General features: G+C 42.2%; 11 protein-coding genes and 1 pseudogene. 4 read left to right on the top strand and 8 right to left on the bottom strand.

Translation table 11 applies throughout. The features are described from left to right. Positions 1-51: 51 nt before the first annotated feature. Complete coding sequence (locus CL176_RS12835; RefSeq protein ID WP_118990282.1) at positions 52-249, top strand: hypothetical protein; 198 nt, start codon at positions 52-54, stop codon at positions 247-249. Beyond that, a pseudogene (locus CL176_RS12830) lies at positions 237-1,321 on the top strand (M13 family metallopeptidase). The gene CL176_RS12835 and the pseudogene CL176_RS12830 overlap by 13 nt, the downstream one beginning before the upstream one ends. Before the next feature lie 608 nt (positions 1,322-1,929). On the opposite strand, the gene CL176_RS04780 reads toward CL176_RS12830, so the two are convergent. From CL176_RS04780 to CL176_RS04770, 3 genes are read right to left on the bottom strand one after another with little or no spacing between them, the layout of a single operon-like run. Further along, positions 1,930-2,697 (bottom strand): ABC transporter permease, encoded by a 768-nt coding sequence (locus CL176_RS04780; protein WP_118990279.1) that lies wholly within the window; start codon positions 2,695-2,697, stop codon positions 1,930-1,932. Then, a complete protein-coding gene (locus tag CL176_RS04775) occupies positions 2,681-3,349 on the bottom strand; it encodes an ABC transporter ATP-binding protein (RefSeq protein WP_118990278.1) in 669 nt (222 codons plus the stop codon). The genes CL176_RS04780 and CL176_RS04775 overlap by 17 nt, the downstream gene beginning before the upstream one ends. Positions 3,350-3,377: 28 nt before the next feature. Further along, positions 3,378-4,388: an ornithine cyclodeaminase family protein gene (locus tag CL176_RS04770; protein WP_118990277.1), complete on the bottom strand. Its 1,011-nt coding sequence runs from the start codon at positions 4,386-4,388 to the stop codon at positions 3,378-3,380. A gap of 275 nt (positions 4,389-4,663) precedes the next feature. Between CL176_RS04770 and CL176_RS04765 the strand changes: the two genes are divergently transcribed. Together CL176_RS04765 and galU are read left to right on the top strand one after the other, a co-directional pair. Next, positions 4,664-5,569: a UTP--glucose-1-phosphate uridylyltransferase gene (locus CL176_RS04765; protein ID WP_118990276.1), complete on the top strand. Its 906-nt coding sequence runs from the start codon at positions 4,664-4,666 to the stop codon at positions 5,567-5,569. Beyond that, entirely contained in the window at positions 5,559-6,467 is a 909-nt protein-coding gene (gene galU / locus CL176_RS04760) for a UTP--glucose-1-phosphate uridylyltransferase GalU (RefSeq protein ID WP_118990275.1), read from the top strand. Before CL176_RS04765 ends, galU begins: the two co-directional genes overlap by 11 nt. 215 nt (positions 6,468-6,682) lie before the next feature. Here galU and CL176_RS04755 read toward each other — a convergent pair whose 3' ends face one another. The 5 genes from CL176_RS04755 to CL176_RS04735 all read right to left on the bottom strand — a co-directional run bounded on the left by CL176_RS04755 (position 6,683) and on the right by CL176_RS04735 (position 13,241). Beyond that, positions 6,683-7,375, bottom strand: a complete 693-nt coding sequence (locus tag CL176_RS04755) for a YaaA family protein (protein ID WP_118990274.1) — start codon at positions 7,373-7,375, stop codon at positions 6,683-6,685. Positions 7,376-7,391: 16 nt separating this feature from the next. After that, positions 7,392-8,909, bottom strand: coding sequence for an AcpB/EbpR/MafR family transcriptional regulator (locus CL176_RS04750; RefSeq protein WP_118990273.1), 1,518 nt, complete (start codon positions 8,907-8,909; stop codon positions 7,392-7,394). Positions 8,910-9,355: 446 nt separating this feature from the next. Then, the gene (locus CL176_RS04745; RefSeq protein WP_118990272.1) at positions 9,356-9,556 is read right to left on the bottom strand and encodes a cold-shock protein; all 201 of its coding nucleotides are present in this window, start codon (positions 9,554-9,556) and stop codon (positions 9,356-9,358) included. 201 nt (positions 9,557-9,757) lie between these two features. After that, complete coding sequence (gene radC / locus CL176_RS04740) at positions 9,758-10,462, bottom strand: RadC family protein (protein WP_162890982.1); 705 nt, start codon at positions 10,460-10,462, stop codon at positions 9,758-9,760. 142 nt (positions 10,463-10,604) lie between these two features. Beyond that, a complete protein-coding gene (locus CL176_RS04735) occupies positions 10,605-13,241 on the bottom strand; it encodes a valine--tRNA ligase (RefSeq protein ID WP_118990270.1) in 2,637 nt (878 codons plus the stop codon). Positions 13,242-13,287 lie beyond the last annotated feature (46 nt).

Raw genomic sequence — 13,287 nt, 5'->3', positions numbered from 1 at the left:
TTCGATGAGCAATTAGCCCCTTTCACACCGGATACCAAAGACAGGACTGATGTGACGAGCGCTTATAACCCTAGAAGCCGGTCAGAAATCGAAGCTTATACTGACATCCTTTCCCTAAGTCAAATTGTGGAAACCTTAGTGGGACAACCAGTGGACCGAATAATCGTTGAATATCCAAGCTATTTCGAACATTTGAATAGCTTCTTAACCGAAGAAGATTCCCCATACTTTAAGGCTTGGCAATTGTAAACCTCGCCAACACTCTAAACCCCTACTTAACTGAGGAAATCCGCCAAACGGCTAGCCGATACGAGCTAATCCTATCCGGTACCAGGGAATTCTTAGCCCAAAAAGCGATGCCCTATCAATTGACTATGAATCTTTTTGGGCATATTCTCGGTGATTATTATGGCAAGACCTGTTTGGGCGCAGAAGGACGAGCGGACATTGCGCAGATGGTTCATGAAATCATCAGAATTTATGAAGAAAGACTTCAGGCGAACGATTGGCTGAGCCAGGAAACCATTCAACAAGCCATCCACAAGCTTGAGTCGATGGCAATTCAAGTAGGCTATCCTGATGAAATATCCCCCGTCCAACTGGAAGTATCTACCGACCCAGAAGCCACCTTCTTCCGAAATACTTTGGACAATCTGACACATCTAGCGAAACTTAACTATAGCCAATACGGCGATAAAGTAGATCGAACCCAATGGGATGCCTCACCAGCAATGGTCAACACCTTTTATAACCCTTTGCTTAGCACGATTGTCTTTCCAGCCGGAATCCTCCAAGCACCCTTTTATAGTTTGGCGCAATCTGACAGTGCCAACTGCGGGGGCATCGGTACCATTATCGCCCATGAAATCACTCATGCCTTTGACAACAATGGCGCCCAATTTGATGAATACGGTAACTTAGCCAATTGGTGGAGCGAAGCAGACTATCAAGCCTTTCAAGAACAAACCCAAGCGATGATTGAACAATTTGATGGGGTACCTTCTCAAGGCGGTAAAGCCAATGGTGAATTGACCGTTTCAGAGAATATTGCCGATAATGGTGGCCTAGCTGCCGCATTAAAAGCAACCAGTGCCTTAGACCAACCCGACTATGAAGCATTTTTCGTAAAATGGGCGCATATTTGGCACAACTTACTACGAATGAAATGGCCAGCCTACTTCTTCAAATGGATGTTCATGCCCCTAGCGATGTGCGGGTGAATATTCCTATTACCAATTTCGATGAATTCTATGAAACCTTCAACATCCAAGCAGGTGGCCTCATGTACCGGGCACCAGATGAACGCTTGGTGATATGGTAAGTGCTTCGCTTTGTGAAAAACGTAAATCCCGCCAAACAATTGTATGTCGATTTAATGCGTATGCGGCGACGTCTGCCAAGTCGTTCAACGTCTTATATAATTCTCCGTTAAGTTTAAAAAGGCGAGCCAAACATCAGGAAGTAATTTGCTCGTGTTTGAAAGACGGTTCAAACCTTAGCAAATCATTTTGCTCATATTTGAAAGGTGGGTCAAACATGAGGAAGCACATTTAGTGAATTATATATGGCACCGAATTGCCAAACTCACATTTTCTGCAAGCCAGTGAGTCTTCGTCCACACATACTGGCCAGCAACTCATGTCACTATGCTCGAACCCGCTTCCACCCATAAACCTTCCAAATATCGAATCTATCGGATATTTCGGAACACTGGTTTACAGTTTTTCAAAAAGCTCTAATTATACCATTCAATTCGCCAATAAAATGGCATTTCCTTGTTTTGCAGAGTATAATTATAAACTAAACCCATTACCAACATAACATCCAAAGGGTGATAAGCAATTGTAGTGTATAATATTTGAATAATTTAGAATAGAAACCTCCCATCAGCCTAAAATTGATGGGAGGTTTTCACATTAAGAATTGTATTTATTCTGTCACTAATTGCCCTTCGTCGTTGAAGAATTTCGGATAAGCCAAGTAGGCGCCAATGATCGTCGACAAGCCTACTGAAGAAAGCATCATAAACATAATGACCAATTGATAGCGAATGGCTGCTGTCGGCTCAGCTCCAGCCATAATCATTCCTGTCATCATACCCGGTAGAGAGACGAGTCCAACCATTTTGGTAGAGTCAATTTGGGGAATTAAGCCGGTCTTGATACTTTCACGGACTACTATCTTAGAAGCTTGGCTAGGGTTCGCCCCTAAGGAAATCTTTTCGAGCACTTTCTGTTTCTGATCGGTGAATTTGTCGTTCATGTCATTAAAGCTTAAGCTTAGACCTGTCATGGCATTGGACGAGAGCATGCCCATAATCGGGATGACTTCACGAGGCGTCCAATTAATAGCACCGGTTACAAGAAGGATAACCAAAGTGATGATTGCGCCAAAGGCAATGGAGATGAGCGCTATTTGGAAAGCATCGGGAATACCTTTGGAACGCTTGGCTGCATTCCATGAAGCGTTCACCACCATAAATAAAATCATCAGGATGGTTACCCAAGAATGATTAACATTGAAAATAAATTGCAGGATATAGCCAATAATAAAGAGCTGGACGGCTGCTCGTACACCTGCTACAACTATGTCCTTCTCCAAACCGAGGTCTTCCTTATAAGAGATGACGATCGGGATCAGGAGTAGAATTGAAGAGAATAAGAGAGATCCTAAAGATAAATCACCGCTCGTCTGCATTAATTTCACCTGCAACTTTCTCTTCAATCTCAATCGTCCGGTTAAAATCAGTTAAATCTTCGCTAATATGCGATACCATTACAATTGTCACCTGCTCCTTGTCACGTAATTCTTGCAGAAGCTGCTGGATTACTTCACGGTTGGTCTTGTCTAAAGAAGCCGTCACTTCATCAAGTAATAATACCTTCGGTGTAATCAGTAAATTCCGAACAAAAGCAACCCGCTGCTTCTCACCGCCTGATAAATCACCAATCGACTTATCTAGGAAATCCTTGGATAGCTTCACCTTCTCCAAGGCTGCTATCGCTGCTGTTTCATCAAAGGACTCCTTGCGGATCTCATAGGGAAAGGCTAAGTTATCCCGTACGGTCTGGTCAAATAAAAGCGGATTTTGGAAGAAATAAGATACTTCCTTGCGATACTCTGTCGGTGGATATTCATAAACAGATTTCCCCTGATAGAGAATCTCCCCTTCAGTCGCACTAATCATATTTGCCAGTAATTTCAACAGTGTAGACTTCCCACTACCCGATGGACCGGTAATTAACACCGCATCTCCATCGTCAATCGTGAAATTGGCCCGCTCAATTACTTGGTAACCGTCGGGTGCTTGATATGCTACATCCTTTAATTCAAATAAGACTTCAGCCATCTAAATTCGACTCCTCTTTCATTCATGCCTATCCTACAAAATCGAAATACTCTCCCACGCCAGCCTCCTTTGCCTTTCGATACACTTCATAAGCAACCGATACATCCATAGCACCTGTGCCAATAGGGATACACAAGGTAATCTGCTTATCTATATTGGCTAAGCCTGTTTCCTTTAAAGATAATTCACCTAGGGTGCCGTCAATATCATCAAGGGTGATTTGGCCATTGGTATGAAGTTTTTTTAAGGCGCCGCGATGTAAAGCTTGTTCCGGATGGTCGACAATAATTTGGTCTGCTTCTAAAATTAGTGCATCGTCAATCTCCTGATAGGAACCCATGGGAAAGATAACGGTCCCCGGTTGAACCCACTCTCGCCGAATTAAAGGTTCTTGCGCTGGCGTCAAGGTTACCACCACCTCAGCTTGGCATGGTCCAGCTTGGTCACTTACCTCATGGACAATGATTTCACCGTGAACTACTTCAGCCATATCTTCTTTAAATTGCTGGGCCGTCTCTTCCCGGTGGTTCCACACATGCAGGCAATCAATGTGCACCGCATCCGCAACGGCTCGAACCGTCTTACGGGCCTGCATACCTGCGCCATATAAACCTAAAGTGATGTGATCTTTCCGGAATAAGTAGCGAATGGCCTGGGCGACTTGGGCTCCTGTACGAACATTGGAAATATAGGCCCCATCCATCACTGATAGAAAGGTCCCCAAATGTGGATTGACGAGTAAAATCATCGCCGTAATATAAGGTAAACCGGCAGCTTCCCGTTCCCCTTCAAAACCGCCAACCCATTTCAATCCTGCAACGTCCAGGGAACCAATATAAGCCGGCATGGCATTCATAAAACCTTCATAATGCGGCCAATTGCCAGTTTCGCCTAAATCGAGGGATACTTTAGGCGGATTTTTAACCGTTCCCTCACCCATGCCATGGAAAGTTAAATCAACCAGACGATTAACATCACTTAAGTCAATCAAAGATTCAACTTCTGATTGCTTTAATAATAAGGTTCTGTTTCCTTCCATATAACGACCTCCTTTGTGCACTTCGAATATACATATCTTACCTACAACATAACACGAATCCAATAAAATAACCATCTTTTTGACTCAGCTTGAAATCGATAAAGTCAAGCTTTAGCGAATGTTTTTTAAAAGATTCTATTTTAGTTTTACCTAAAAAAATAAGTGCGGATTCATTTCCTCCAATCTTCCAAATTTGTAAGCTTACCGAATTATCCATGTATTTCCCGACAGTTATGCTATAATGAAATAAATTACACTCTAGTTGGAGGTCTAACATGCCGAAAATACGTAAAGCAGTTATCCCAGCCGCAGGTTATGGGCTAAATTTCCTACCTGCAACAAAGGCGCAACCAAAGGAATTGCTTCCGATTGTTGATAAACCGATTATTCAATACGTCATCGAAGAAGCGAAAGCTTCTGGAATCGATGAAATTCTGATCATTACTGGGAAGAATAAACGACCGATTGAAGATCATTTCGATGCGAATCCAGAATTGGAGGAGAACTTAGAAAGTAAAGGCAAGCAAGCCCTCTTAAATATCGTCAAAACGACGACTTACGAGAATATCTTCTACGTTCGCCAATCGGAACCAAAAGGCTTAGCTGATGCCATTCTACATGCGGAAGCATTTGTTGGGAATGAACCTTTCTTAGTGCTCCTTGCTGATAACATTATGGAAGGTGATGTGCCCGCAACCAAGCAAATCATTGACGTCTTTGAGCAAATTCAAGAACCAGTACTGGCTGTCGACCAAGTCCAAGGGGACGATTTGAGTCGTTACGGCATTGTTGATTTGGCGACCGATTTCTCGCAAGACGGTTTGGCTAAATTGCACACGATTGTCGAGAAACCCAGTGAAGCTCAAGCACCTAGCCAATGGGCTGCTTCCGGACGTTATGTTCTAACACCTGATATTTTCGATATTATTCGTGATTTACAACCCGGTGTTGCTGGTGAATACCAGTTGAGTGATGCCATCTCAAGTTTGGGCCAAGAACATGATATTTACTGCTATCAACTACAAGGAAAGCGCAATGATGCAGGACATGCCCTAGGCTTTGTCAAGACATCTATCCGCCACGGCTTGGAGCATCCTGAGACGAAAGACGAACTGAAAGACTATCTCATTGCCAAAAGCAAAGAGTTGAAGACGCAAAAGGAGGCCCAGTATGAAGGTTAGAAAAGCAGTCATTCCAGCAGCTGGCTTAGGTACACGTTTCCTCCCTGCCACCAAGGCCATGGCCAAGGAAATGTTGCCGATTATCGATAAACCAACCATACAATTTATCGTCGATGAAGCTTTAGAAGCAGGAATTGAAGATATACTCATTGTTACAGGAAAGTCTAAACGGACCATTGAAGATCACTTTGATTCACATTTAGACTTGGAGAAATACCTTATAGCTCATGGCATGACCGACTTATTAGAGAAAGTTCAAGCAACCGAGAACTTAAACCTATACTTTGTCCGTCAGCCATATCCTAAAGGCCTCGGCCACGCTGTCTTACAAGCTCGGGCCTTTGTCGGCAATGAGCCCTTTGTTGTCATGTTGGGGGATGATTTAATGGTTGATGACGTACCTTTAACGAGGCAGCTCATCGAAGTATACGAGCAGACCGGGTCATCGAACTTGGCTGTCATGGAGGTCCCCCAAGAAGATACCGCAAATTATGGGGTCATTGCCCCAGATGGTCAATACGCTGATAACATCTACAAAGTTGACCATTTTGTTGAAAAACCTCAACCAGAAGATGCACCAAGTAATTTAGCAATTATTGGCCGTTATTTACTCACACCTGAAATCTTTGAAATTTTAGCCGAGACGAACCCTGGTGCAGGTAATGAAATCCAGCTAACGGATGCCATCGACAAACTCAATACCTTCCAGAATGTCTATGCAAGGCAATTTAACGGCAAGCGCTATGACGTAGGCAGTAAGTTTGGCTTCCTAGAATATTCACTCGACTACGCCTTGCAACACCCTGAAATTCAAGACGATGTTCAAGATCATATTATTGCGGTAGGTGAATTACTTGAAAGCGGGGATTATTTAAACGAACGAGATAATTTACCCTAACAAAAAGACGAGCACATTATGCGTGCTCGTCTATTTTTTATGTCGTAAATTCCCTCTATTTAATACAAAACAAGAAATGAAAATATGTATTACACTGACCTGCCTTGTATAATTTACAAGGTATGCTGAAAATAATCTCCCCTGAAAAATACAGTCGTATCAACGTTCAGTCATCATGATAATCATTGAGCTGTATAATTTTGGAGGCGTTAAGATTATCGTGCAAAGACAAATAAATCATCCCGGGACTGCTCAACCTGATAGGCATAGCCGTCAAGGTTAAAGCCTTTCACAGCATCCAGTGTCGCAACTTTCTCACGGACTAAATAGGTAACCATGGCACCGCGTCCCTTCTTAGAAATCGTTGAATGCTTGCGACCACCATCGATAAATTCAACGTCAACCCAGTGATAACGACTCTGGGTGAATAAGGAGGTGAATTCTTGGCTGGCAAGATTCACAATGGTCTCCCCTTCCGCAAAGGCCTCATTGAATTCAGCACGCCAAAATTGCTTCAAACGCTGGCCCTCAAGTATTAAAGGCGTCTGCATATCGAGACGGTACGGCTTAATTAAGGCGAAAGGCTCTAACACACCGTAAAAGGCTGATAAAATCCGCAAATGTTTGGCTAAATAGGGCCGGTCTGCGTCTGTAAAAGTAATTTGACGAAAAGCTAGGCCATGATATAAAGCTAATGCTTCATAAGTAACTGGCTGTTGCCACGCTTCACGGTAGGCCTGTTGCTGGGAGAATTGCTTATCCGAAAGTTTCAGTAAAGCTTGATAGTCTGCAGCATTTAACGCTTCAAGTTTATCCAGAATTTTTTGACTCGAGGCGCTTAACTGCCAATCTCGCTCAATGGGGTACTTCGTTTGCATTTCTTTGGCAGGTGATAGAATAAATTTCATAGCTAACGCCTCACCCTTAATAAGTGAAGATGCGCTTTTCACCACCCATATTTACGCCATAAAGAATCTCGTAATATAAATCTAAGAGCAGATGAATATCTTCAACCGTCGGCAAGCTTTGGATACTTACAATCCGCTTATCTTTAATCGTTGGTAAATTCAAATCACTAATAATCACATCACAATCCAGGCCTTGAACCATCTCTTCAGAGATTTCCCGCCCTTCAAATAAATGCATATCATAAAGATCTTCCAAGTAACTACTTAGTAAATCGACCTGCGTCTTAGCAATACTCACATCTTGGAAGCTCATCACATACACTTTTAACCGACCTGCCTTGCGCAGCAGCTGCGGATAAATATTCTCCCAATTCAATAAGATAATTGCTACAAGGTAATCAGAGCTCCAAGCATCATTCTGGTAAGCATTAATTAACTTATTATCGACCAACTCATATATAGACTTATAGAAATCTGGGTTAATAGCCCGTATTTTACGAAGGAAGCTTTCTTGTTGACGAAAGAATAATTCATTACTGCCCAAGTTCGAAGAGCTCATATGGAGTAATTTATTGACATTATTCATCAGATGGTGACGATTATTTAATTGCAACTCATATTTCTCAGTCAAAATATCTACAATATCGCCAATAAGTCGGTGTGTCTCCTCAAGCAAATTACTGCGCTCCATATTAACAATATTCTGGATGCCGTAATTCAAGAAAGGCGTCTCATAAAACTTAGCAATCATATGGCTAAAGTTAGTAGCCGTCAATTCAATACCGAGCGCTTCAACCAAAACTCTAAACGCTTCAACATTCTGATTATTGCTTTGAATAAACGCTTCAAAAATCGGCATCATAGGATTCGTGGTATCGACTTCTAAAACAAAGCCTAAAGACATCCGGAGCAAGGTCACAGACATCACATATTCCACATAGCGAAATTCTTCATAGTTAATATCAATTCGGAAGGAATCCAGGATAAAGTTAATAAAATTATCCAGAACTTGTTGATCGATTTGCTTGAAAGGCCAATTAAACGGATGTACCTTATCCAAAAAGAAATTGACGTAGAAATTCTGTATCTCTTCCTCCTGGCCTTTCATATATAAAGGGTTTCCTTCAAAAGTAAAGTGATAGAACTTCTCTGTCTCTTCCGAAACACGATTTAAGTAACGATATAAGCTTGAACGACTAATATCATAGCGCGTCGATAAGTTCTCCTTCGTAATTGGATAATCAATAAATATATCCTCAATCAATTTATAAGAAATCGAGTGATTAAAGAAAATACGCTGAATGGATAACAGATTCATACCTGGATTAAAGTTAGCCCGAATTCCAATAGTTGATTTCTCAACATTGACCCCCTCACCCAAAATCTCTTCAATATAACTAATATCCGTACTCACTGTATTCTTTGCGACACCAATGGCCTCAGACAAATAGCCATAGGTAATCCAATCTGAGTTTTGGTAAAGTAATTTGATTAAGTTCAGTTGTCGTTTTTCCACTTTGTTTAAGAATTCCATAATCTTCCCCTATTCCCTTTCGAAATAATGCGACAATCTAAGTGTGTTATCTAATCCACTTAATTTTATCACAAAATTCTTTTTTTGATATATATTTGCGCATAAAAGATGATGAATATTTTCTGTATTTTCCATTAATTCATTTTATTATTAAGTCATGTTCATGTATTATGCGAATTTTATATTTAAGTAAAGGCATATACTAACGAAAATAGATATATCAAAAATATTATCAATAAAACTTGCTAAGATAAAATTAAATTATTTATTTTCAGGGGAGACTGTTCAGTAATTTTCTTATTATAAACTCAATAAATTGATAGAAATTTTGTTGTGAATAGCCCAACACCTCATGCAGTAGACAATCTGTCGTTCAAGCGTACTTACCTTCAAATTTCTTTATTTTAAGCACAAAAAAAGCGAGGTGATAAAACCTCGCTGAAATCTTATATTTTCTCTACGTTAGCTGCTTGAGGGCCACGCGCGCCATCTTCAATATCGAAGCTCACTTCTTGCCCTTCTTCTAAAGTCTTGAAGCCTTCACCTTGAATAGCTGAGAAGTGTACGAATACGTCCGCTTCACCTTCACGCTCGATGAATCCAAAACCTTTATCAGCATTAAACCATTTAACTTTTCCTTCTGCCATGTAAACAAAATCCTCCTCGTGCCTAAGCACATTCTAAATATTATATTCTTGCGATCGGCTCGACGAGACGTTACTACTGGCTATAACTCCGTACTTACCTTATACAAAAACACAATCTAAGTATAACATATAAATCCAAAAATACAAGGCTTCTCTAATATCTCTTTAATACTATTCTTGATAAACATACTCCTGCTTGGATTAATCCCCCATATGACTCATCGGGTCGTCAAATAAATCCGTCGTCTCCAATAAACTAACGAAATCGCGCTCGCCGACAATAATATGATCTAACAACTCAATTCCCATCAAATCCCCACATAATATCATCCGCCTTGTAAATTGTAAATCAGCTCGTGACGGCTCTGGGTCACCTGATGGATGATTATGGGCCATAATAATACGGGCTGTTGGGTATTTCACAGCTTCTTTGAAGATTTCCCTAGGATGCGCTACGGAACTGCTCACCGTGCCTTTAAAGACGGTTTCCTTGCGGATAATTTCATTCTTAGTGTTTAAGAATAAGGCAACCAGTAATTCTTGTTGTTCATGAGCCATTTCAAGCATCAGCCATTGACCTGCTGCTTCAGTGGATAGGACTTGCCCGTACTTCGGCACCGAGGCTGTTGCGATACGGTAGCCCAATTCAATAGCAGCTTTCAATTCAATGGCTTTCACTTCGCCAATCCCTTTAACAGCGGTCAACTCTTCTAAACTTGCCCCTTTTATTTCAGGCAAACTCTCAAACCGCGACAGAAAACGCAGTGACATTTCCAGAACATTCTCGCCTCGTTGACCGGTTCGAAAGAGAATCGCTAGCAACTCTTGATTAGATAAGGCTGCTGCACCATACTCTACTAAGCGCTCACGTGGTCTGATTTCTTTAGGAACTTCTCGAATAAACATATTGGTCATTTTATCCCCTCCTATTATATATATACGCAAGAAAGGGTCGATTTCCATCTGACCAATTTTTAATTTTTAAATTAAATAAAGATAAGCAGGCAGCTCCATTGGGATTGCCTGCTTTGCACGAAATATTGCTGTATTATTCACCTAACTGAGCAAGCTGTACCATTTGCTGCTCGACAGCTTCAAGTTGACGTTTGTAGTCTTTACCCTTCTCCTTCTCAGCATTCACCACAGCTTCAGGGGCTTTGCTGACAAAGTTCTCATTGGCTAATTTCTTCTCAACTCGTTCAACTTCTTTGATTAATTTTTGTTTCTCTTGATCGAGTCGCTTCAACTCATCTTCAATGGATACCAAGCCTTCCAGTGGCATCATGACCGTCGCAAAGGACGTTGTCTGGCTCACAACTTGTTCCGGTGTATTTGGCGCTTGGCTAATTTCTAAACTTGCCGGATTACTAAAGCGCTCAATATAAGCTCGGTTAGCTTCCATAATTTCACCAGTAGTAGCTTGGTTTACCTTAATAAAGATGTCAACTTCTTTAGAGAGCGGCGTATTCATCTCATTGCGAATCGTCCGTACTGCCCGAATCACATCGATGAGTTGGTTCATCGCCTGTTCACTGGCTTCATCAATCCACTTCTCTTGAACCGTTGGATACGATGCAAGCACAATCGATACTTGGGAACCAGAAATATGTTGCCAAATTTCCTCCGTTACAAAAGGCATAATAGGATGTAATAAACGCAAGAATTGGTCAAGCACGTAGACAAGAATGCTGCGCGTAGATGTATTATCGCTCGTCTCATCTTGCAAGCTCTCCTTGGTCATCTCAATATACCAATCGCAGTAATCATCCCAAATAAAGTGGTATAAGACCCGGCCTGCCTCACCAAATTCAAACTTATCGAAAAGGCGCGTTACATCACGGATTGTTGACTGTAAGCGTGACAGAATCCAACGGTCCGCCAAGGTCAAGTCAGCCCCTATTTGAATATGTTCAATATCCATCTCTCCTACATTCATTAATACGTAACGACTCGCGTTCCATATCTTGTTAATGAAGTTCCAAGCTGACGCCATCTTGTCGGTTGAATAACGAATATCTTGACCCGGTGCAGAACCGTTAGCTAAGAACCAACGTAGGGCATCTACCCCGTATTCATCGATGACATCCATTGGATCGATCCCGTTACCCAATGACTTACTCATCTTCCGTCCTTCAGAATCCCGAATCAGACCATGAATTAGGACGTTTCTAAAAGGTGCCTGTTCCGTAAATTCCAAGGATTGGAAAATCATCCGACTCACCCAGAAGAAGATAATATCATATGCTGTGACTAAGGTATTTGTTGGGAAATAACGTTCAAAATCTTCCGTCGGCTCCGGCCAACCCATAGTCGAAAATGGCCAAAGGGCTGAACTGAACCACGTATCTAGGACATCCGGATCACGTTCCCAATTCGCTTCGTCTGCTGGTGCCGTTTCTGCAACATACACTTCGCCTGTTTCCTTATGGTACCAAGCAGGGATTTGATGCCCCCACCATAGTTGACGTGAAATTACCCAGTCATGCACATTCTCCATCCACTGCAGGAACGTATCGTTAAAGCGTGGCGGGAAGAATTCCACCGCATCATCGGTCTGCTGATTTTGGATAGCTCGCTCTGCGAGGGGTGCCATTTTGATGAACCATTGGGTAGATAGGTAAGGCTCAACGACGGCTCCACTACGTTCGGAGTGACCGACACTGTGGACCATTTCTTCGACTTTAACGAGGTAGCCTTGCTCTTTCAAGTCTTTGACAACGGCTTTCCGCGCTTCGAAACGATCCATGCCTACATAAGCGCCACCCTTTTCATTAATGCTACCGTCTTTATGCATAACGTTAATACGCGGTAAATCGTGGCGATTGCCGACTTCAAAGTCATTCGGGTCATGGGCTGGGGTAATCTTCACTGCACCGGTTCCAAATTCCATATCGACATAATCGTCTGCTACAATAGGAATTTCTCGATTCATTAGAGGCAGTAAGGCTTTCTGACCGATTAAGTGTTGGTAACGCTCGTCTTCTGGATGAACCGCAATCGCTGTATCTCCTAACATCGTTTCAGGACGTGTAGTAGCAATTTCTAGCACTTCATCTGACCCTACCACTGGGTAATTAATGTGATAGAAGGCACCTTGGTCGTCTTGGTGAATGACTTCAATATCTGATAAGGCTGTCTGCGCTTCAGGATCCCAGTTAATAATATATTCACCGCGGTAAATTAGACCTTTCTCATAAAGATCAACGAATGCTTTATTAACCGCCTTATTTAAGCCTTCATCCAAGGTGAAACGCTCGCGACTATAATCAACGGAGATACCCATCTTGCCCCATTGTTCACGGATAACACTGGCATATTCTTCTTTCCACTCCCAGGTCTTCTCCAAGAAAGCATCCCGGCCTAAATCGTGGCGACTGACACCGTCTTCACGCAAGCGCTCCTCCACTTTCGCCTGGGTAGCAATCCCAGCATGGTCCATTCCAGGTAGCCATAACGTGTCATAGCCTTGCATGCGTTTCTGACGTATAATCATATCTTGCAAGGTAACGTCCCAGGCATGACCTAAGTGCAATTTCCCGGTAACATTGGGTGGTGGAATAACAACCGAATACGGCTCGGCCTTTGGATCTTCTGAGGGTTTGAAGACACCTTGATCTAACCACTTCTGATAACGTCCCGCTTCAACCTCACCTGGTTGATATTTCGGTGATAATTCTTGATTCATAGTACTCTCCTTTTAATTGGCTTGCCCACATAAAAAACGCCCTATC

Origin of the sequence: Suicoccus acidiformans (genome assembly GCF_003546865.1) — a bacterium.
Lineage (GTDB): Bacteria > Bacillota > Bacilli > Lactobacillales > Aerococcaceae > Suicoccus > Suicoccus acidiformans.
This window is presented reverse-complemented; position numbering and strand designations above follow the sequence as displayed.

Bases quoted from the DNA above. Each gene is read 5' to 3' on its own strand.
- CL176_RS04780 (WP_118990279.1), bottom strand. From the start codon at position 2,697: ATGCAGACGAGCGGTGATTTATCTTTAGGATCTCTCTTATTCTCTTCA.
- CL176_RS04775 (WP_118990278.1), bottom strand. From the start codon at position 3,349: ATGGCTGAAGTCTTATTTGAATTAAAGGATGTAGCATATCAAGCACCC.
- CL176_RS04770 (WP_118990277.1), bottom strand. From the start codon at position 4,388: ATGGAAGGAAACAGAACCTTATTATTAAAGCAATCAGAAGTTGAATCT.
- CL176_RS04765 (WP_118990276.1), top strand. From the start codon at position 4,664: ATGCCGAAAATACGTAAAGCAGTTATCCCAGCCGCAGGTTATGGGCTA.
- galU (WP_118990275.1), top strand. From the start codon at position 5,559: ATGAAGGTTAGAAAAGCAGTCATTCCAGCAGCTGGCTTAGGTACACGT.
- CL176_RS04755 (WP_118990274.1), bottom strand. From the start codon at position 7,375: ATGAAATTTATTCTATCACCTGCCAAAGAAATGCAAACGAAGTACCCC.
- CL176_RS04750 (WP_118990273.1), bottom strand. From the start codon at position 8,909: ATGGAATTCTTAAACAAAGTGGAAAAACGACAACTGAACTTAATCAAA.
- CL176_RS04745 (WP_118990272.1), bottom strand. From the start codon at position 9,556: ATGGCAGAAGGAAAAGTTAAATGGTTTAATGCTGATAAAGGTTTTGGA.
- radC (WP_162890982.1), bottom strand. From the start codon at position 10,462: ATGTTTATTCGAGAAGTTCCTAAAGAAATCAGACCACGTGAGCGCTTA.
- CL176_RS04735 (WP_118990270.1), bottom strand. From the start codon at position 13,241: ATGAATCAAGAATTATCACCGAAATATCAACCAGGTGAGGTTGAAGCG.